We start from the raw sequence: 21,852 nt of genomic DNA on the forward strand, positions 1-21,852 counted from the left end.
AATTTTCCAAATACCTAATAATAAAATGATTCTATAATCAATGAATCAATTGTTATAGTATGACAATGTCAGCTATTGGATTTTTTATGTTTTATTTGTTTTATTTGTTTTATTTGTTTTATTTGTTTTATTTGTTTTATTTGTTTTATTTGTTTTATTTGTTTTATTTGTTTTATTTGATCACGTTTAATTAAATTTATTGGCAGGTCTTTCATATAAACCGTGGCATTAGGTTTTTATTCAAAACTATTCATGATTGTCATGTTAAATGCGCTAGCTACCTAATTTTGCTAACAACACTCCAGCTAAAATAACGATACAGGCAATGACTCTCATCATATTGAAGCGCTCTTTGAGGAACACGATTGATAAGAACATTGCAAACAATACGCTGGTTTCCCTAATCGCGGCAACCAGAACAATAGGGGCTTGGCTCATTGCCCAAATTGCAATGCCATAACTGATTAGCTGCATTAGCCCTCCGAGTAAACCTGTACGCCAATACTGTTTGATACCTTGAAACAGTGTTGCCCGATATTTCATAATACCCGGCGCCATCAGGACGATCCCATTCAATAAAAATAGCCACAAAGTATAAACAATAGGGTCTTCACTCGTTCGTGAACCATGTCCGTCAGATAAGGTATAGCAGGCGGTAAAAAATGCAGTACACAGTGCGTAAAATAGTGCTTTTCCTTTGATATTCAATGTGAATTTTCTGCCTGCAAATGCAATTATAATCACACCACTAATGATTAATAAAATCCCGATAAATTCCGTCAAAGAGATCACTTCATTAAAGATTAATACGCTGAGTAATGCTGTGATAAGAGGGGCAGATCCTCGCGAAATAGGGTAAATCTGTCCTAAATCACCATGGGTATAAGCTTGACTTAAAAAGTAGGTATAACCGATGTGAAAAATAACAGAGAGCATTAACCAACGCATTGCATTCATAGAAGGTAACCCTAGCCAGAATAGAGCGGGTATGGCTAATACGCCAGAGAAGAATGAGATCATGATAAGACCAAAAAATCGATCATTACCAAATTTAACTAAGGCATTCCAACTCGCGTGGCAAAAAGCGGCGAATAGTACGGCTAGGAGAACTGAAGTTGTCATAATAATAAAAAATGATTATTTGAGTAATGAATTAGTATTACCTAACGACTCATCTTTGTGAAGCTGTTGCCATTTTTCATGTTATTTACGTTGTAGTAATTCTTCTTTTGCGAGCAAGCTCGAAACAAATAACGAGCTTTGAAAAAAATTAAGGTTCAAATTGATAGTTAGCTTAATATAGGTTAGGTAGCGCTTTAGGGATGCCATTTATTGAAAAATAAGTACAAACTTTAAATGATTTTTTTAATTGAAACTTGCAGTTATTTTTTATTAAAAGTGATCTAGCACACAAATAGATCGAAAATTCCGATTTATTATTGATGAATAAACTACTTTTTACGAGTTAATGATTAGCATACTATTAACACTCTATATATTTTGAGGTTAAACATATGACAGCGATCATTCGTAAATTTTTAAGGTTAGAAGCGGCTGGAGGGCTACTCCTAATTATTGCTGCCATAGTTGCATTAATTATGGCAAATTCGCCATTTCAGGGGCTATACCAGCAGTTTCTAGATATTCCCATTGTTATCAAGATTTCAGCACTCGAATTCGATAAGCCATTAATTTTATGGATTAATGATTTCTTGATGGCAATTTTCTTTTTAGTTGTCGGCCTTGAAGTGAAGCGTGAGTTACTCGAAGGGTCATTGGCTGGGCGTGATAAAGCAATTTTTCCTGCCATTGCTGCTTTAGGTGGAATGATTGCACCGGCATTGATTTATCTACTATTCAACGGTGCTGATGATGTGGCACGCCAAGGTTGGGCTATACCCGCAGCAACCGATATTGCATTTGCACTTGGTGTCATGGCGTTATTAGGAAAAAGAGTCCCGACTGAATTAAAAGTTTTTCTGTTGGCATTAGCGATTATTGATGACCTTGGCGTAATTGTCATTATCGCTTTTTTCTACACAAGTTCAGTTTCTATGATTGCATTAGGGCTATCAGCCTTATGTATTGCTTTACTGATAATGATGAATTGGCGTCGAGTCGAAAATACCGCTGCCTATTTGATTATCGGTCTAATTTTATGGGCATGTATACTTAAGTCAGGGGTTCATGCAACACTTGCTGGTGTTATTGTTGGCTTCTTGATCCCACTACATGGAACGAATGGCACTAAACCTTCAGAAGAACTGGAGCATGTATTACATCCTTGGGTTGCTTATATGATTTTACCTATATTTGCATTTGCTAATTCAGGTGTGCAATTGGGCGGAGTCACTTTTGATGGGTTGATGAGTACATTACCTTTAGGTGTAGCTGCAGGCCTTTTATTTGGTAAGCCTTTAGGTATTTTCTTGTTTAGTTGGGTTTCGGTAAAACTTGGGGTTGCTAAATTGCCTGAGTCGATGAATTTGAAGCAAGTCTTTGCCGTTTCAGTTTTATGTGGAATCGGTTTTACTATGTCTATTTTTATTACAGGTCTTGCATTTGATGGACTAGATGATAGCTATAGTACCTATTCACGACTGGGAATTTTGATAGGATCGACATCTGCAGCATTTTTAGGTTACTTTTTATTAAAGGTAGTGTTACCGAAAGTTAAACAAAGGTAACCATTGTCTGAATTCCAATTTTTTCAGAAATAAATAGTAAGAATTTCCGAGCTAATCATCTATCATGTACCCCGCAGTATTCATTTTATGTACTCAAAATATTTCGATTTGTATATGGCGAACGTAGTCAAAATTTATACAGTTTGAAGGGTGATGAAGTACTGCGGGGCGTTTATAGTAACGCCTGAAAAGGGGCATAGAGAAAATATAGTCAGCATTGATTATATATTGGCAGTGCAGAAGGAATAGATATGCGGGTTTCACATCTTAATTTTAATCATCTTTATTATTTTTGGCATGTCTGTAAAGAAGGTTCGGTGGTTGGTGCTGCTGAAGCACTATACTTAACACCTCAAACAATCACAGGGCAGATAAAAGCATTAGAAGAGCGATTAGGTGGTAAATTATTTAAACGCCAAGGGCGTGGTTTAGTACCATCAGAGCTTGGGCAGCTCATTTTTCGTTACGCAGATAAAATGTTTATGTTAAGCCAAGAGATGCTTGATATTGTCAACTATAGCCGAGAATCAAATTTACTGTTCGATGTTGGTGTTGCCGATGCACTATCAAAACAGCTGGTGAGTCGTGTTTTAGAAACCGCGGTTGTTGAACATGAGCAAATCCATCTTCGTTGTTTTGAATCGACTCATGAAATGCTTCTTGAGCAACTTAGCCAACATAAACTTGATATGATTTTGTCGGATTGCCCGGTGGATTCCTCACAGCAAGAAGGTCTATTCTCAGTAAAACTAGGCGAATGTAGTGTTAGCTTTTTTTGTCGGCAGCCGGCCCCGAAAAAACCTTTCCCTGAGTGTTTAGAAGAGCGCCGTTTACTGATACCCGGTCGCCGTTCTATGTTAGGGCGCCATTTACTTACTTGGATCCGTAATAAAAATTTGCAAGTTGAAGTGCTCGGTGAATTTGATGATGCGGCATTAATGAAAGCTTTTGGTGTATCTCATAATGCGATATTTGTTGCGCCATCATTATATGGTGAAGATATTTTAGAGGGTGAGGATGTCATCGAACTAGGGCGGTTAGATAGCGTTAAAGAAGAGTATTTTGTTATTTTTGCTGAACGAATGATTCAACATCCAGCTGTTCAACGTGTCTGTAATAAAGATTTTTCGAATTTATTCTCAACGCCATTTGATAAGCTTGAGAAAAAAGTCTAACAGACAAAAAAACCGGCAAAAGCCGGTTTTTTTAGCTAATCAAGAAGCAAAATTACATTGCTTTGATTTGAGCAACTAAGTTAGCTTTATGACGTGCTGCTTTATTTTTGTGGATCAGGCCTTTACTAGCGTGGCGATCAACAAGAGGTTGCATGTCATTGAATGCTTTCTGAGCTGCTTCTTTATCGCCAGTAGCGATAGCAAGGTAAACTTTCTTGATAAAAGTACGCACCATAGAACGACGGCTAGCATTATGCTGGCGACGTTTCTCAGATTGTATAGCGCGTTTCTTAGCTGATTTGATATTAGCCAAGTTCCAACTCCCAAATGTATTCTATTGAGGACAATTCAAAGGTCGAGGAATATGCCCTCTCGGCCTTCATTTGTCAATGGATTTGTGCAAATAAACGTCGTGTACTTCGACGCAAGTGCGTTTGTGAATGGTGCAAGATTCTACCAGCAAATGCTAGAGGAATACAGATCTTCACATGAAAAAAAGCTTATTTGATGATACATAATAAAAAATATTTTTGCTGAAAATAATTTTGAGGTGATGATAATATACCGTTGCGCAATTATTGGTCAGTTGTTGTTTGATTATTAGTCGCTGATAACAATCACTTGTGTTGGAATACTCGAAAGTTAGAAAAATTTACGATTTTTCGAGACCTCAGCGTAATTTTGTTGTATTGATAATCCATTGGTTATCCCTATATTTTGATCTTTATATCCAACAATGGGCGATTTTAATAACCTTCCGTTGAATAACAGTAAATTGATTAGGCAAAAGCTGCCTATAACGAGAACTGAGATCAAAAAAAGAGGATTAAATGAAACCTTTTACGAACATGGGTTAACCTTCAGCGTCGTACAAGGTATAATCCAGCAATTTCCTCGGTATTGAGCCTGTTATGGAGCTAATTCGCGGTATACAAAATATCCGGGCGTGCCATCATGGTTGCGTACTGACTATTGGTAATTTTGATGGTGTTCATCGTGGGCATCAGGTTTTACTTCAAAATTTAAAGCTTAAGGGTGAGCAGTTGGGGCTACCAACTGTCGTGATGATTTTTGAACCACAACCTCTTGAATTTTTTATTGGTGACAAAGCACCTGCTCGTTTGACGCGTTTGCGAGATAAAGTGAAATACTTAGCGGATAGTGGGGTTGATTACCTACTTTGCGTTGAGTTTAACGATCATTTTGCCTCACTGACTCCTAATGAATTTGTGGCTGACTTACTGGTCGAAAAATTGGGTGTGAAATATCTCGCCATTGGCGATGATTTCCGTTTTGGTAAAAATCGCATGGGAGATTTTGCTTTCCTACAGCAAGCCGGTAACCAGTATGGCTTTGAAGTCGCGGATACAGAAAGTTTTTGTGATTCGGGTTTACGCATTAGTAGCACTGCTATTCGTAAAGCATTACAAGATAATGATCTCGAATTGGCGGAAATATTACTAGGACACCCGTATCGTATCAGTGGGCGTGTTGTCCATGGAAACCAGCTTGGCCGTACTATTGGTTTTCCTACGGCAAATCTGCCATTAAAACGATTAGTCACACCAGTAACAGGTGTGTATGCTGTAGAAGTTCATGGGTTAGGGAATAATCCCTTACCTGGAGTGGCAAATATCGGTACTAGGCCAACGGTATTCGGTAAAGGTCAGCAATTAGAAGTCCATCTAATTGATGCAAATATGTACTTATATGGACGACATATTGATGTCGTGTTGCGTAAAAAAATACGTGACGAGCAGCGGTTTGCTTCATTGGACGCACTTAAGGAGCAAATTGCTAAAGATGTGATTACAGCTAGGGATTACTTAGCTGCAACTGGTGTCAGATAATTTAGCGGAAAAATGGAACTGAGAATCGATGAGTGACTATAAAAATACCCTGAATCTACCAGAAACAGGTTTCCCAATGCGTGGTGATCTCGCTAAGCGTGAGCCACAGATGTTAGAGCGCTGGTACAAAGAAGGTTTGTATCAAGCAATTCGTAAAGCAAAATCGGGCAAGAAAACTTTTATTCTGCACGATGGCCCTCCGTATGCTAACGGCAGTATTCATATTGGTCACTCAGTTAACAAAATTCTCAAAGACATTATTATTAAATCTAAAGGTTTAGCGGGATTTGACTCCCCATATATCCCCGGTTGGGATTGCCATGGTTTGCCTATTGAACACAAAGTCGAACAAATAGTTGGTAAGCCTGGAGAAAAAGTTTCTGCCGCTGAATTCCGCGCACAATGCCGCCAATATGCAAAAGAGCAAATTGAAGGGCAAAAAGCGGATTTTATTCGCTTAGGTGTTTTGGGTGAGTGGGATAAGCCTTACCTGACCATGGACTTCAAAACAGAAGCTCATATCATCAGAGCACTGGCTAAAACAATCGCTAATGGTCATTTAGTGAAAGGGGCTAAACCTGTTCACTGGTGTACATCTTGTGGTTCTTCTTTAGCGGAAGCTGAGGTTGAATATTACGATAAAACTTCTCCATCTATTTATGTACGTTTTCCAGCCGTAGATAGCAAAGCCGTGAGCGAAAAATTTGGCGTCACTAGCGATAAAACTCCTTCGCTGGTTATCTGGACGACAACACCTTGGACTTTGCCAGCAAACCGCGCTATTTCACTAAATCCTGAATTTAAATATCAGCTGATTCAAACTGATGGTGAGTTAGTCATTTTGGCAGCTGATCTGGTTAAAGATGTGATGAAAACCGCCGGCGTTGAATCATGGAAAGTACTTGGTGAATGCGATGGTACTGCTCTTGAATTACTGCGTTTTCAACATCCATTCTTAGACTTTGATGTTCCTGCAATCTTAGGTGATCATGTCACATTAGATGCGGGTACAGGTGCAGTTCATACCGCACCAGGCCATGGTCCTGATGACTATGTTATTGGTCAAAAATATGGTTTAGAAACAGCTAACCCAGTCGGCCCTGATGGGTGTTTTCTTGCAAATACCTATCCAACACTGGATGGCGTATTTATTTTCAAAGCAAACGACTTAATTGTTGAGTTGCTAAAAGAAAAAGGCGCATTGCTATTTAAGCAGTCTATTTCGCATAGCTACCCATGTTGCTGGCGCCATAAAACTCCCGTTATTTTCCGTGCGACGCCACAGTGGTTTATCGGTATGGATAAAAATGGTCTACGTGAACAATCATTGAAAGAGATTGATATCGTTCAATGGATCCCTGGCTGGGGTCGTGCACGTATCGAATCTATGGTTGAAAATCGCCCAGATTGGTGTATTTCTCGTCAGCGTACTTGGGGGACTCCAATGTCGCTGTTCGTACATAAAGACACTGAAGAGCTGCACCCACGCACGTTAGAACTGATGGAAGAAGTCGCTAAGCGTGTTGAAGTGGATGGTATTCAGGCTTGGTGGGATCTGGATGCAACTGAATTACTCGGTGATGAAGCAGAAATTTATCGTAAAGTACCAGACACGCTGGATGTATGGTTTGATTCAGGATCAACGCATTTTGCAGTTGTTGATGCTCGTCCTGAGTTTCATGGTAATTCTGCGGATATGTACCTTGAAGGCTCCGACCAGCACCGTGGTTGGTTTATGTCATCATTAATGCTGTCGACAGCGATGAAAGGTAAAGCACCTTATCGCCAAGTTCTGACGCATGGCTTTACCGTTGATGGTCAAGGCCGCAAGATGTCTAAATCTATTGGTAATACTGTCAGTCCGCAGGATGTGATGAACAAACTCGGTGCTGATATTTTACGTCTATGGGTTGCATCAACAGATTATACTGGTGAAATCGCTGTATCTGATGAAATCTTAAAACGTGCAGCGGACTCTTATCGCCGTATTCGTAACACTGCTCGTTTCTTCTTAGCAAACTTGAATGGCTTTAATCCAGAAACTGATATGGTGAAGCCTGAAGATATGGTCGTGCTAGACCGATGGGCTGTTGGTCGTGCACTGGATGCACAACAAGAAATTATCAAAGCTTATGAAGAATACGATTTTTTATCAGTCATTCAACGCTTAATGCATTTCTGCTCTATCGAGATGGGTTCTTTCTATCTGGATATTATTAAAGATCGCCAGTATACCGCGAAAAATGATAGCCTAGCTCGTCGTAGCTGCCAGACTGCGTTATTCCACATTGTTGAAGCACTTGTTCGTTGGATTGCTCCTGTGCTCTCGTTCACAGCAGATGAAATCTGGAATGAACTACCGGGTGAACGCGCCAAGTTTGTATTAACTGAAGAATGGTACGAACCACTGTTTGGTCTAGATACATCTGAAGAGATGAACGATGACTTCTGGGCAGAGTTGTTAGCTGTTCGTAGTGAGGTTAACAAAGTGCTTGAACAAGCACGTGCTGACAAACACATTGGTGGCTCACTTGAAGCATCAGTAACACTATATGCAGATAAAGACCTTGCAACTAAGCTAAACAGTTTGGCTGATGAGCTACGCTTTGTTCTGCTCACTTCGCAAGTTGTGGTGGCGGATATTGCCTCGGCACCAGCGGATGCTCAACAATCTGATCTTAGTGGCCTTAAAATTGCCTTTAGCAAAGCGTCGGGAGTGAAATGTCCTCGTTGCTGGCATTATGCTAATGATGTCGGTTCCGTTGCTGAACATCCAGAGTTATGTGGTCGATGTGTCACTAACGTAGCCGGAAACGGTGAAATGCGTAAGTTTGCATGATGAAGAGACCTATTTGTTCGACTGGTTTGCGCTGGCTGTGGCTAGCAGTAATACTTATTATACTGGATTTAGGCATAAAGCAGGTTGTCTTAAAAGAGATGAACCTGTATGAACCGCATCATATTATGCCTTTTTTAAATCTGATGTATGCCCAAAATTTTGGCGCAGCATTTAGTTTTCTGGCTGATGAAGGTGGATGGCAGCGTTGGTTCTTTGCTGGGATCGCAATCGCAATATCTATCATTTTAATGGTGATGATGTATCGTCAAAGTGCGCAAAAACGCCTGAGTAACATTGCTTATGCGTTGATCATTAGTGGAGCAATTGGGAATCTCAGTGATCGCTTGATGCATGGTTTTGTTATCGACTATATTGATTTTTACGTTGGTAACTGGCATTACCCAACATTCAACCTTGCGGACATGGCTATTTGTATTGGCGCAGCTTTAGTTATCTTTGAAGGTTTCTTGCCAGATAAGAAAGACAATAAAGCTAATTAGTTAAAGATTTGTTGGCTTTTGAGCAATACCGCTATTGTATGGTTTTTTATCACAATTAGCTAAGTTTACTCAGGTTTATGCAAAATTAGCATGAATCGTCAACAGGCTCTAATATAATAACCCTCAGCCCGGTTCTTCCGGGCTGATTTTTATGATAGAAAATAGGTTCGATTTATGTCTACTCAGGTACAACCGCAGAGCGCTGTATTACTGCATTTCACGCTGAAATTGGAAGATGGCTCGACAGCTGACTCTTCACATAGTCAGGGCAAACCCGCGATGTTTAATCTAGGTAATGGCTCACTTTCTCCTGAATTAGAAGCTCAGTTATTAGGACTTAGTGTGGGTGATAAGAAAAGCTTTTCACTTCCCGGCGATACCGTATTTGGTAAACATAATCCTGATTTAGTTCAATACTTTTCATTGCGTGATTTTATCGAAACTGGGATACCCGAGATTGGCACGATCATGCTTTTTTCAGCTATGAATGGCAGTGAAATGCCAGGGATAGTAAAATCAATAGAAGGTGAGTCAATCACGATTGATTTTAATCACCCATTGGCGGAGCAACAAATCAGTTTTGATATTGAAGTGCTCGAGATTGACCCGAAACTGGAGAGTCAAAATGCAAATATTAATGGCTAACCCTCGTGGCTTTTGTGCAGGGGTAGACCGTGCAATCAGCATTGTAGAGAGAGCTCTAGAGCTTTATGGTGCACCTATTTATGTGCGTCATGAAGTGGTTCATAACCGCTATGTGGTTGATGACCTACGTCAGCGCGGCGCTATTTTTATTGAAGAGATCTCCGAAGTCCCAGATGGTTCTATCCTGATTTTTTCTGCACATGGCGTTTCCCAAGCGATCCGTCAAGAAGCTCGTTCAAGGGAACTCACGATGCTCTTTGATGCGACCTGTCCATTGGTCACGAAAGTGCATATGGAAGTTGCTCGTGCAAGTAGAAAAGGGAAAGAAGCTATCTTGATAGGTCATGCAGGCCATCCAGAAGTTGAAGGTACAATGGGGCAGTACAGCAATAAAGAAGGCGGAATGTATCTGGTTGAAAGCCCAGAAGATGTTTGGAAATTACAAGTTAAAGATGAAGATAATCTATGCTTTATGACTCAAACAACCTTGTCTGTCGATGATACATCGGATGTGATTGATGCTTTAACTCAGCGCTTTCCAAGTATTATTGGACCACGTAAAGATGATATCTGCTATGCAACCACTAATAGGCAAGAAGCTGCGCGTGAACTCGCACAGCGTGCTGATATTGTGCTAGTGGTCGGTTCTAAGAACTCGTCAAACTCTAATCGTTTGGCTGAATTAGCCTCACGTATGCAAAAACCTGCTTATTTGATTGATGGCGCAGAAGATATTAAACCGGAGTGGTTGATCGATAAAAAAATCATTGGCTTGACCGCAGGAGCTTCTGCTCCAGATATTTTAGTTCGTCAAGTTATCGATAAACTTAAAGAATTTGGCGCGAATGATGTTGTTGAACTTCAAGGCCGTGAAGAAAATATTGTGTTTGAAGTTCCTAAAGAGCTACGTGTTGAGGTCAAACAAATTAGCTAAGGCTGATAGGTCTTAGGTATTAACAATACCGAACCTCTAATTTGTACAAAAGCAAATTAGAGGTCGAAGCAGCGTTTTGGAGCCTTCTTTGGAACCCAATAATACAACCAATCCAGTTAATGTTCTTTCGGTATTTGATTTCGATGGGACACTAACGTATCACGACAGTTTTATCCCTTTTTTGAAATTTGCTTTCGGGAAATATCGTTTTTCTCGCAAAATAATTCGTCTTGTTTTACCAACATTACAATGCGCTAGACGTAAATTAACGCGTGATGAATTAAAAGAGGTTCTCATCAAAACTTTTTTGACAGGTGTTGATGAACAATGGTTGAAAGATAAAGCTGAGCAGTTTTGTGAGATCTATTGGCCTAAATTAATGCGACCAGCAGGGGTATTAGGTGTTGCGGCTGAGGTTCAACGTGGCTCAGAAGTCACGATTTGCTCTGCTTCTCCTTCTTTAGTTCTTAAGCCTTTTGCTGAAAGGTTAGGTATTAAGCTTATCAGCACTGAGCTAGAAATTGTTGATGGTAAATTAACGGGTAACATCGTTGGTCAAAATTGTCGTCGTGAACAAAAAGTAAAACGATTAGAGCAAGTTTATGGCGATTTAACTCAATACCATCTTCGTGCATGGGGTGATACTCGCGGAGATTTTGAATTATTGCAGGCAGCTCAAGATGCGCATTGGCGCCATTTTCATAAAAAATATCATCGCTATAAACATAAGCAGGTTGTTCCTAGAAATTAGCCGTAGCTGTATCAGCCTCTTGGCTTATAGAGATAAGTCGAGAGGCTATTTGATTGCTTTTGATATACCTGATGGCCTTTGGCTCAGGAATATAAATAACTTACCCCATGCCAAATTGAAGCGGTTTAATATTTTTTTTCATTTCGCGAATTATTTCTTTTAGGGAATAGCACACTAGCAACAATTCCCAGCGTGAGTACACCAAGAACTACCAATAAGCTTATGTTAGTTGAAATACTATAGCCGTGATGCCAGATATGCTCTGTTGCGTTTAAACCGAGCTTAGCGGCAATAAAGAACAACAGTACGACAACAGCTTTCTCTAGGTAAATTAAATATTGTTTTAATGCTTCTAGAACAAAATACAATGTGCGTAAACCTAATATTGCAAACATCATCGCGCTATAAACAATTAAGGGCTCGCGGCTAACAGCAATAATGGCTGGAACAGAGTCAAAGGCAAACATCACATCTGATAACTCAATAATTGCTACACACAGCATTAAAGGCGTTGCATATAGCGCTGCTTTTTTTCCTCGCCCCACGATTACATCTTTGTTTTCAGGTTTAATCAGTTCAGCATCAACTTCTTTTTGAGTTAATAAAAATGCGTTTCCGCTAATTTTAGGCCAAAGAGGGAAAAAACATTTTATTAGACGGTAGGCAATATGTTGAGAGTAATCTTCAATTTTATCATTATTATCGCGATTTTTTAGCATCATAATTGCTGTCCATGCGACAACAACTGCAAAAATAATTTCAATGTAAGGCCCTAAGCTAAGAAGCCCTGTACCGATAGCGACAAAAATACCACGAAAGATAATTGCACCAATAACTCCCCAGTACAGAACACGATGGCGAAAACGGTTAGGGATAGAGAACCAAGAAAAAATAGCCATCATAAGAAATAAATTATCAACAGAGAGCACTTTTTCTAATACATAACCTGTCACAAATAAGCTTGCGACTTCTGAACCGTGATGGATATACAGAAAACCTGCAAATGTCATGGCAATAACGATCCAAAATAAAGACCAAAAAATCGCGTTTTTTAGTGTGATTGGCTTGTTTTCTCGATGCATGAATAAATCAATTGAAATGGCGCCGAGAGCTAATACCACAAAAACGATGACTGTTTCAGTGGGAAAGCCAATATGTGTTGATTCCATATTAATTCCTACATTAAAAGGACAGGAAAATTTGTAATACTTAAGCTTAATGCTGTTGTTATGTCATGCACAGCCATTTTTATTATTTCCGCTATTATTGAGATTGTTTTGCTGTAAAGCGAGGCGTTTGATTGCTCGATATGTGTTGCCATGAAAAGTTTTTTGAGAGGCAACAGCTTGAATAACAACTTTTTCTGATAATCTCCGGCTTTTGTACGCTTTTGTTAATAACTCAAGATTATTGCTGGCGGAGTTTAGCGAGGATGGTTAATCTGTATCTATCCGTCATATTTCAAGTTGCTTCTTATGCGCGATGAACACAGCGCTGCGCGTAGCTATTCGAATCACATACTTATTGTATGCTAATCACTTTTTCATCGGAATAGCGTTATGTGTCGCCTAGGTGCAACTCGAATTATTTTGGTATAACAATTATTTTAAATGACTGTGCTGCGAAGAGATCTGTATGTTTGAGCGAATATTAATCCATTGCTCTTGCAGCAATATTGATTAAAAGGATAAAAAATGGCGAGTTCAACTGTACGTGTTGCGATTGTTGGTGCTGGTGGTCGTATGGGGCGTCAACTTATTCAAGCTGCACAGGATCAAGATGGTATTCAGTTAGGTGCTGCGATTGAGCGTGAAGGATCCTCACTTGTTGGTACTGATGCCGGGGAACTAGCTGGCGTTGGGGTTTTAGGCATTACCGTTGTTGATTCACTTCAAGCAGTAATCGATGATTTTGATGTCGTGATCGATTTCACTCGCCCTGAAGCCACGTTGCAGTATCTGGCTTTCTGCAAAGCCAATAAAAAAGCAATGGTTATTGGAACAACTGGTTTTGATGAGCAAGGTAAACAAGCGATTGCTGATGCAGCTAAATTGATCCCTATTGTTTTTGCCGCGAATTTTAGTGTTGGGGTTAATTTAGTACTCAAACTTCTTGAAAAAGCAGCTAAAGTGATGGGTGACTACGCAGATATCGAAATTATCGAAGCACATCATCGTCATAAAGTTGATGCACCTTCAGGAACTGCACTCGCAATGGGTGAGTCAATTGCAGATGCATTAGGTAAAGATCTCAAGAGCTGTGCGGTCTACGCGCGTGAGGGATATACCGGAGAGCGTGAACCCGGCTCTATTGGTTTCGCTACTGTTCGTGCAGGCGATATCGTTGGCGAGCATACAGCGATGTTTGTTGATATGGGGGAGAGAGTAGAGATAAGCCACAAGGCTTCCAGTCGAATGACATTTGCTAAAGGTGCTATTAAGGCATCAGGATGGGTTGTTGCTCAAAAGCCACAGTTATATAACATGAAAGATGTCCTTGATCTGGATTTGTTGTAGTATTTATTTTTAAATTTAATCAATGTAAATCAGTTTGTTAGTTATTAATTTTTCATGATTTGCATTGATTTGTTTAGTTTTTTCTATTTCACTTCATTTATGTGTGTTTTCTGTTTTTTTAATGCTGTTTTTGATTAGAAAATAAACTTCTCTTGAGTAATGTCTTGCTCTATTATGAATTATTCACTTAACTTCATTTGCAACCGTTTACTTTTTCATTAAGGGTGTTGTTTTTAATGCCCATCCTCATAAAAACTGGCCTGATAACTAAAAAAGTAACAAAAAAATGATAAAAGAGTGTTTTTTTCTAGACAAGACCTCATCTCATCATTAGAATGCGCGCAATTTGCCAAAAATATGCTTAAAAACGCATTTTGGCATTGATTTAGATCCTCAAATCTGAATTAATATGCACTAATTGTGATTTATTATTCCCTGGAGGGTGTTTTGATTAAGTCAGCTATACTGGTTCTCGAAGATGGAACCGAATTCCACGGGCGCGCCATAGGTGCTGAAGGGGCCGCTATTGGAGAAGTCGTTTTCAATACGTCAATGACCGGATATCAAGAAATAATTACCGACCCTTCCTATTCCCGCCAAATTGTGACTCTTACTTATCCTCATATTGGTAATGTCGGCGCTAATGCCGATGACGAAGAATCTCCTGAAGTTCATGCTCAAGGTTTGATTATTCGTGATTTACCATTAGTTTACAGTAACTTTCGCGGACAGGAAGGTTTATCAGAATACCTGAAACGCCATAACGTTGTTGCAATAGCTGATATTGATACACGTAAACTGACGCGTTTGCTAAGAGAAAAAGGGGCGCAAAACGGTTGCATTATCGCGGGCGATAATCCAGATGCGGCACTCGCATTAGAAAAAGCACGTGCATTCTCAGGTTTAAATGGCTTGGATTTAGCAAAAGAAGTTTGTACCAAAGAAGCCTATAGCTGGACTCAAGGTTCTTGGACTTTACACGATGGTCAGCTTGGTGCAAAAAATGCAGATGAATTACCACTGCATGTTGTTGCTTATGACTTCGGTGCAAAGCGTAACATCTTACGCATGTTAGTTGACCGTGGTTGTCGTTTGACTGTTGTGCCAGCAACTACACCAGCTGAAACCGTACTTGCGATGAACCCAGATGGTGTTTTCCTATCTAATGGACCCGGTGATCCAGCACCTTGTGATTATGCAATCAAGGCGATTCAAGATTTCCTCGAAACAGAAATCCCTGTGTTTGGTATTTGTCTTGGTCACCAATTACTTGCTCTCGCAAGCGGTGCAAGTACTGTAAAAATGAAGTTTGGTCACCATGGTGCAAACCACCCAGTCAAAGATTTAGATCAAAATGTTGTTATGATAACTGCGCAAAACCACGGTTTTGCGGTTGATGAGTCAACATTACCCGACACATTACGTGTGACACATAAGTCATTATTTGATGGCACCCTGCAAGGTATTCATCGTACTGATAAGCCTGCATTTAGCTTCCAAGGTCACCCTGAAGCTAGCTCAGGTCCTCATGATGCGGCAAAATTGTTCGATCACTTCATCGAGCTTATCAATGAATATCGTCAGAACCATCCTCGTCATAACGCAGAATAATCGGGAGCAAAAAAATGCCAAAACGTACAGACATAAAAAGTATTCTGATTCTAGGTGCTGGCCCGATTGTCATCGGTCAGGCGTGTGAGTTTGACTATTCAGGTGCTCAAGCATGTAAAGCACTACGTGAAGAAGGCTATCGCGTTATTTTGGTGAACTCGAACCCAGCAACCATCATGACTGACCCTGAAATGGCCGATGCCACTTATATCGAGCCGATCCACTGGGAAGTCGTGCGTAAAATTATCGAAAAAGAGCGCCCTGATGCCGTTTTACCAACCATGGGCGGCCAAACGGCATTGAACTGTGCGCTAGAACTTGAGCGTAAAGGTGTGTTAGCTGAGTTTGGTGTCACCATGATTGGTGCAACTGCCGATGCAATTGATAAAGCAGAAGATCGCCAACGCTTCGATAAAGCTATGAAAAAAATTGGCTTAGATACTGCACGTTCAGGCATCGCCCACACAATGGAAGAAGCCTATGCAGTTGCTGACAAGCTTGGCTTCCCTTGTATCATCCGTCCTTCATTTACGATGGGTGGAACAGGTGGCGGGATTGCTTATAACCGTGAAGAATTTGAAGAGATCTGTACGCGTGGCCTTGACCTCTCACCCACTAATGAGCTGCTAATTGATGAGTCGCTTATTGGCTGGAAAGAATACGAAATGGAAGTCGTTCGCGATAAAAATGATAACTGTATTATCGTTTGTTCAATTGAGAACTTCGATGCAATGGGTATTCATACGGGTGACTCAATTACAGTTGCACCAGCACAAACCCTGACGGACAAAGAATACCAAATCATGCGTGATGCCTCGATGGCTGTTCTGCGTGAAATTGGTGTTGAAACGGGTGGTTCTAACGTTCAATTCTCAGTCAACCCAAAAAATGGGCGTCTGATTGTTATCGAAATGAACCCACGAGTTTCTCGTTCTTCTGCTTTGGCGTCAAAAGCGACGGGTTTCCCTATCGCAAAAATTGCCGCTAAGCTTGCTGTCGGCTATACACTTGACGAGCTAACGAATGATATCACAGGTGGTTTGACTCCGGCGTCATTCGAACCTTCTATTGATTACGTTGTGACAAAAATCCCTCGCTTCAACTTCGAAAAATTTGCAGGCGCGAATGACCGCCTGACAACACAAATGAAGTCAGTGGGTGAAGTCATGGCTATTGGGCGCACTTTCCAAGAATCAATGCAAAAAGCGCTACGTGGACTTGAAGTGGGCGCAACAGGCTTTGATCCGAAAGTGAGTCTAGATGACCCTGAATCACTGACACGTATTCGTCGTGAGCTGAAAGATGCGGGTGCAGAGCGTATTTGGTATGTCGCTGATGCATTCCGTGCAGGTCTTTCTGTCGATGGCATCTTCAACTTAACCAATATTGATCGCTGGTTCTTAGTTCAAATTGAAGAGCTAGTGCATTTAGAAGCCGAAGTCGCAGAGCAGGGCATTAATGGTTTAACCAAAGATTTCCTGCGTACCCTGAAACGTAAAGGTTTTGCAGATGGTCGATTAGCAAAATTGGTTGGCGTTTCTGAGGCGGAATTACGTAAATTACGTCAAGGTTATAACTTGCACCCAGTTTACAAGCGTGTGGATACTTGTGCGGCTGAATTTGCAACAGATACCGCATATATGTACTCGACTTATGAAGAAGAATGCGAGTCGAATCCAAACTCTGACAAACCAAAAATAATGGTATTAGGTGGTGGTCCAAACCGTATTGGACAAGGTATTGAGTTTGACTACTGCTGTGTTCACGCTTCTCTTGCACTACGTGAAGATGGTTATGAAACTATCATGGTTAACTGCAACCCTGAAACGGTTTCAACTGACTACGATACATCTGACCGCCTCTATTTTGAATCAGTCACATTAGAAGATGTCCTAGAAATTGTTCGTATAGAGCAACCAAAAGGGGTGATTGTTCAGTATGGTGGTCAAACACCATTGAAATTAGCGCGTGAGCTTGAAGCTGCGGGGGTGCCGATTATCGGAACGAGTCCCGATGCCATTGACCGTGCAGAAGACCGTGAGCGCTTCCAGCAAGCCGTTAATCGCTTAAATCTGAAACAGCCGCAGAATGCGACTGTGGCGACAATCGAACAAGCTGTTGAGAAAGCAGCTGGAATCGGTTATCCACTAGTTGTTCGTCCATCTTATGTTCTGGGAGGGCGCGCAATGGAAATCGTCAATGACGAAATCGATCTGCGTCGTTATTTCCAAACTGCTGTGAGTGTTTCTAATGATGCCCCAGTTTTACTCGACCGTTTCCTTGATGATGCAGTCGAGGTAGATATTGATGCTATCTGTGACGGTGAAATGGTACTAATTGGCGGTATCATGGAACATATCGAACAAGCAGGTGTTCACTCAGGTGACTCAGCATGTTCATTGCCTGCTTATACATTGAGCCAAGAAATTCAGGATGTGATGCGCGAACAAGTTCGTAGCCTTGCTTTTGAATTGCGCGTCCGTGGCTTGATGAACGTACAGTTTGCGGTAAAAAATAACGAAGTTTACCTAATTGAAGTGAACCCACGTGCTGCACGAACTGTACCGTTTGTCTCTAAAGCAACAGGCGTACCGCTAGCGAAAGTCGCTGCTCGTGTAATGGTTGGCCAATCATTGACTGAACAAGGCGTGACAAAAGAAATTATCCCACCTTACTACTCGGTCAAAGAAGTCGTCTTACCGTTTAACAAGTTCCAAGGTGTTGACCCAATTTTGGGACCTGAAATGCGTTCAACGGGTGAAGTGATGGGGGTCGGCCGTACTTTTGCAGAAGCTTTTGCTAAAGCGATGTTGGGTAGCAGCTCCACTATGAAGAAGTCGGGTCGTGCTTTGTTATCTGTTCGTGAAGGTGACAAAACTCGTGTGGTCGATTTAGCCGCTAAATTGCTAAAACATGGCTTCGAACTGGATGCAACCCATGGTACCGCTATCGTACTGGGTGAAGCAGGTATCAATCCTCGTTTGGTTAATAAGGTGCATGAAGGCCGTCCTCATATTCAAGATAGAATTAAAAATGGTGAATACGATTATATTGTTAACACCACAGCAGGTCGCCAAGCGATTGAAGATTCTAAATTGATCCGTCGTAGCGCTCTGCAATATAAAGTGCACTATGACACTACTATGAATGGTGGTTTTGCAACTGCTATGTCATTAAGTGCGGATTCAACTGAGAAAGTCATTTCAGTTCAAGAGATGCATGCACTGATTAAATAATAAAGTTCGGTTATTGGTTAAAAGCCCCGTCACTTTAAAAGTGATGGGGCTTCTTTATTTCTGCCAATACATGACAGTATGATTAGCGTTCAATAAGCTAATTAAAATTTAGTCGCGAAGTTATTGCGCAGCTTCTCTATGTTTTAATATCTTGTATTCAATATCTTTTATCCAAGACAATTTCAGTTCATAGAATTGTTGATCTGCGGCGAAGAGTGCTGCGCCTCGCAGAGACAGTCCACTAACATCATCACGCGGAAAATTAGCAACGCTCATATCTCGATTGGTTTGGCGGAATGATTCTATTTTATCATCACAATATCCGAGAGCAGCTTCGACTACTTGGGCTGCTGGCTGGGTATTTTTACTTGCAAGGTCAAAAGCATATTGATCGATACAGGCTTTGGCTTCTTCAGCTTTTTCATACCCGGGAGTACTTGGTTCTCCGGCATCGAGGATATTTGCTAAGGTTATAGCAGGCAGTAAAAGCAATCCTATTAATATTGCTTTCGAATTCATCAATTTCATCATTAGTATTCAGTGTTTGTTAATTGTTGGAAATTATAATGAGTAGCTCAATAAATAGATAGATTCGTCATACCCCAAGTTGCAGCGTTTTGATGATGTTTATTATCTTGCCGCTTAGCTATAAGCCTACAGCTCAATAGGTGGGTTTAGCTTGGGTTCCTTATCTTCAGAAGCACCCGAGTCATAAAATTGAGTTGGGTAAATATGACTATCAAGTGTTATTTGATTACCGCGATCATTGGTAATTTATTTAACTCAAGGATGAAATGAAGACGAATACCTACCACTTGCGGATGAGCGTTGGATACTCAGCTCACGATGGTACAAAACATGTGTATGAAAAAGCAAAAATAGGGCATCTGCTTTACTGACCTGCATTACCCTATAGATGGTATTTTGACGTTAATTGGATTTTTTATTGGCAGATTTGCGATGTTTCCAATACACCATAATCGAGCCGATTAACCCACCAACTAACAATATTACCGGTAAGATCATCAAAACAGTAATAACGATCTGTTCATGTTGTTTCACAAAGGGGATTTGATTAAGTGCGTAACCTAAGGTCACGATAATGCCGACCCACAGGAATCCGCTTAGCCAATTGAATAATTGAAAGCGTCGATGACTGAGCTCAGATAAACCGGCTAGAACAGGTAACAATGTACGAACAAAGGCTAAAAAACGTCCTACTAACAACGCATAAAGCCCTTGCTTATGAAACATGTGGTTCGCTTTATCATGATATTCATGAGGAATTTGGGACAGCCATCGCTTAACAATCTTGGTATCACTTAGCCATCGACCTTGCAGAAAGCCTAACCAACACCCAAGACTGGCAGCTGTTGTCAGCAATAATACCGTTGGAACAAAGTCCAAAACACCTTTTGCGATCAGCGCACCTGAAAGAATTAATAAGGTATCACCGGGTAAAAAAGCGGCGGGAAGTACCCCATTTTCTAAAACGATAATAACAAAAAGGACAGTATAAATAACCCAAAGTACTTCTGGGTTGGAGAGCTTAAGGAAATCGTGGTTCCAAAGCGCCAGTACGATTTCGCGTAGTACTTCCATAATCGTTCCTGTATCTGATATGCGAAAAAACCTTTATCTGAATTATCTTACAGGAAAAAAGTAAAACAAGTTTGATTTGTTTACCGATTAAGGTGATTAGTGGTCAGTTAAAATGAATGAATTTTCGCACTTTCACGGGAATTAATACGGTGAAAGCGCGAATAACAGGCTGGTTATTGGATACGCTCAAAAGCTAAGGTGAGGTCATCAATTAAATCTTGAGGATGCTCAAGCCCAACGTGAATACGGAAAAATGTTCCGTCATTCGGCTGATAGTCATATTGACGCATACTGAGTAAATCTTCTTTTTGGTAACCCAAAATTAATGATTCATAGCCTCCCCATGAGTAGCCCATCTTAAATTGTGTTAAATGATTTAAGAAGTTTTCAAATTGGTCTTTTGATAAGCGTGATTTTAGTTGGAAGGAGAACAAGCCATTACTTCCGCTAAAGTCACGAATAAAAAATTGGTGTCCAGGGCAAGAAGGTAATGCGGGATGGAAAACTTGCTCGACTTCAGGGCGCTGCTCTAACCAATACGCGACCGCTAAGCCATTAGATTCGTGCTGCTTTAGGCGAGTTGCCAACGTGTGTAAACCGCGGCCTGCCATATAGACAGTATCGGGGTCAGCTGTTTGGCCTAGCAAATAGGAGTTCTCGCGGAGCGTTTCAATACAACGTTTGTTGGCGATGGCGACTCCTAACATAGCATCAGAATGACCATTGATATATTTGGTTGCAGATTGAATAGAGATATCAATACCTAATAATAACGGCTTAAGTAACACCCCGGCAGCCCATGTATTATCAATCATAATAATAATATCAGGTGCTTTTTGGCGGATAGCTTGCACGATAGTGGGAAGGTCATGAATCTCCATCGTGATAGAACTCGGGGCTTCTAAAAAAATAATACGTGTATTGGGGCGGATTAAATCAGCAATACCAGCTCCAATCAAAGGGTCGAAATAGTCTGTTTCAATATTGAATTTACTGAGAATTTTATCACAGAAATTTTGTGTTGGATCATAAGCTGAACCCGTTACTAATATATGATCGCCAGAAGTGATAAAAGATAAGATTGCATTGTTGATAGCTGCTGCACCTGAAGGATACAGTGTAGTGCCTGCTCCGCATTCAAGTTCCGTCATTGCTTCTTGGAAGGCAAAGTGAGTTTGCGTACCACGACGACCATAAAAAAGAACGGAATTTGAACGATTGTGTATTGCATGTTGTTTTTCTTCAAGTGTATTGAATATAACGGATGAAGTGCGCTGGATAACCGGATTGACACCTTTTTGGGTGTAAATAGGGTTTCTACCAAGGTGTACTAACTGTGTCTCTGGTTTAAGCTTTGCCATATTTATCTTATACCTTTTAACTTGTCGTAGGCGAGTGGAGTGACGTTAAATGATTTAATTGAAGAAGTACAAGTGTAAACGCTCAACCTGATAATTCTTCACTTTATGCTTGCTATACTTCCAGCCTCTTTTAAGGATTTTAGAT

At 40.6% G+C, this 21,852-nt stretch carries 18 protein-coding genes; 12 read left to right on the forward strand and 6 right to left on the reverse strand.

The features are described from left to right. Positions 1-273 precede the first annotated feature (273 nt). Entirely contained in the window at positions 274-1,122 is an 849-nt protein-coding gene (locus tag OOA_RS16460) for an EamA family transporter (RefSeq protein ID WP_040691803.1), read from the reverse strand. Positions 1,123-1,514: 392 nt separating this feature from the next. Between OOA_RS16460 and nhaA the strand changes: the two genes are divergently transcribed. Beyond that, positions 1,515-2,687 carry a Na+/H+ antiporter NhaA gene (gene nhaA / locus OOA_RS16465; protein WP_008913301.1) on the forward strand — a complete coding sequence of 391 codons (1,173 nt, stop codon included), beginning with the start codon at positions 1,515-1,517 and terminating at the stop codon, positions 2,685-2,687. Between the two features lie 251 nt (positions 2,688-2,938). Beyond that, on the forward strand, positions 2,939-3,862 hold the full coding sequence (nhaR, locus tag OOA_RS16470) for a transcriptional activator NhaR (protein WP_008913302.1): 924 nt from the start codon (positions 2,939-2,941) through the stop codon (positions 3,860-3,862). A 52-nt stretch (positions 3,863-3,914) separates the two neighbouring features. Here the strand turns inward: nhaR and rpsT are convergent, their stop codons facing one another. Further along, positions 3,915-4,175, reverse strand: a complete 261-nt coding sequence (rpsT, locus tag OOA_RS16475; protein ID WP_008913303.1) for a 30S ribosomal protein S20 — start codon at positions 4,173-4,175, stop codon at positions 3,915-3,917. Positions 4,176-4,773: 598 nt separating this feature from the next. Here rpsT and ribF point away from each other — a divergent pair. The 6 genes from ribF to OOA_RS16505 all read left to right on the forward strand — a co-directional run bounded on the left by ribF (position 4,774) and on the right by OOA_RS16505 (position 11,381). Further along, positions 4,774-5,712, forward strand: coding sequence for a bifunctional riboflavin kinase/FAD synthetase (gene ribF, locus OOA_RS16480; RefSeq protein WP_008913304.1), 939 nt, complete (start codon positions 4,774-4,776; stop codon positions 5,710-5,712). A 28-nt stretch (positions 5,713-5,740) separates the two neighbouring features. Beyond that, complete coding sequence (gene ileS / locus OOA_RS16485) at positions 5,741-8,551, forward strand: isoleucine--tRNA ligase (RefSeq protein ID WP_008913305.1); 2,811 nt, start codon at positions 5,741-5,743, stop codon at positions 8,549-8,551. Then, positions 8,551-9,051: a signal peptidase II gene (gene lspA, locus OOA_RS16490; RefSeq protein WP_008913306.1), complete on the forward strand. Its 501-nt coding sequence runs from the start codon at positions 8,551-8,553 to the stop codon at positions 9,049-9,051. The genes ileS and lspA overlap by 1 nt, the downstream gene beginning before the upstream one ends. Before the next feature lie 174 nt (positions 9,052-9,225). Next, positions 9,226-9,696, forward strand: a complete 471-nt coding sequence (fkpB, locus tag OOA_RS16495; RefSeq protein WP_008913307.1) for an FKBP-type peptidyl-prolyl cis-trans isomerase — start codon at positions 9,226-9,228, stop codon at positions 9,694-9,696. Further along, positions 9,677-10,630 (forward strand): 4-hydroxy-3-methylbut-2-enyl diphosphate reductase, encoded by a 954-nt coding sequence (gene ispH, locus OOA_RS16500; RefSeq protein ID WP_008913308.1) that lies wholly within the window; start codon positions 9,677-9,679, stop codon positions 10,628-10,630. The genes fkpB and ispH overlap by 20 nt, the downstream gene beginning before the upstream one ends. Positions 10,631-10,706: 76 nt before the next feature. Then, entirely contained in the window at positions 10,707-11,381 is a 675-nt protein-coding gene (locus tag OOA_RS16505) for an HAD family hydrolase (protein WP_040691806.1), read from the forward strand. A 125-nt stretch (positions 11,382-11,506) separates the two neighbouring features. Here the strand turns inward: OOA_RS16505 and OOA_RS16510 are convergent, their stop codons facing one another. After that, positions 11,507-12,550 (reverse strand): TerC/Alx family metal homeostasis membrane protein, encoded by a 1,044-nt coding sequence (locus tag OOA_RS16510; RefSeq protein WP_008913310.1) that lies wholly within the window; start codon positions 12,548-12,550, stop codon positions 11,507-11,509. A gap of 525 nt (positions 12,551-13,075) precedes the next feature. Between OOA_RS16510 and dapB the strand changes: the two genes are divergently transcribed. The 3 genes from dapB (at position 13,076) to carB (ending at position 18,744) form a co-directional block, all read left to right on the forward strand. Further along, complete coding sequence (gene dapB, locus OOA_RS16515) at positions 13,076-13,897, forward strand: 4-hydroxy-tetrahydrodipicolinate reductase (protein ID WP_008913311.1); 822 nt, start codon at positions 13,076-13,078, stop codon at positions 13,895-13,897. 447 nt (positions 13,898-14,344) lie between these two features. Then, the gene (gene carA / locus OOA_RS16520; protein ID WP_008913312.1) at positions 14,345-15,508 is read left to right on the forward strand and encodes a glutamine-hydrolyzing carbamoyl-phosphate synthase small subunit; all 1,164 of its coding nucleotides are present in this window, start codon (positions 14,345-14,347) and stop codon (positions 15,506-15,508) included. Between the two features lie 14 nt (positions 15,509-15,522). Continuing rightward, a complete protein-coding gene (gene carB, locus OOA_RS16525; RefSeq protein WP_008913313.1) occupies positions 15,523-18,744 on the forward strand; it encodes a carbamoyl-phosphate synthase large subunit in 3,222 nt (1,073 codons plus the stop codon). 120 nt (positions 18,745-18,864) lie between these two features. Here the strand turns inward: carB and OOA_RS16530 are convergent, their stop codons facing one another. Continuing rightward, positions 18,865-19,263 carry a hypothetical protein gene (locus tag OOA_RS16530; protein ID WP_008913314.1) on the reverse strand — a complete coding sequence of 133 codons (399 nt, stop codon included), beginning with the start codon at positions 19,261-19,263 and terminating at the stop codon, positions 18,865-18,867. 149 nt (positions 19,264-19,412) lie between these two features. Here OOA_RS16530 and OOA_RS20165 point away from each other — a divergent pair, with 149 nt between their 5' ends. Next, the gene (locus tag OOA_RS20165) at positions 19,413-19,517 is read left to right on the forward strand and encodes a colicin E3-like toxin immunity protein (protein WP_083880301.1); all 105 of its coding nucleotides are present in this window, start codon (positions 19,413-19,415) and stop codon (positions 19,515-19,517) included. Positions 19,518-19,674: 157 nt separating this feature from the next. On the opposite strand, the gene OOA_RS16535 is transcribed toward OOA_RS20165, so the two are convergent. Beyond that, positions 19,675-20,346 carry a DedA family protein gene (locus tag OOA_RS16535; RefSeq protein WP_008913315.1) on the reverse strand — a complete coding sequence of 224 codons (672 nt, stop codon included), beginning with the start codon at positions 20,344-20,346 and terminating at the stop codon, positions 19,675-19,677. Between the two features lie 173 nt (positions 20,347-20,519). Then, a complete protein-coding gene (gene metC / locus OOA_RS16540; protein WP_008913316.1) occupies positions 20,520-21,707 on the reverse strand; it encodes a cystathionine beta-lyase in 1,188 nt (395 codons plus the stop codon). Positions 21,708-21,852 lie beyond the last annotated feature (145 nt).

Source organism: Providencia burhodogranariea DSM 19968 (assembly GCF_000314855.2).
Lineage (GTDB): Bacteria > Pseudomonadota > Gammaproteobacteria > Enterobacterales > Enterobacteriaceae > Providencia > Providencia burhodogranariea.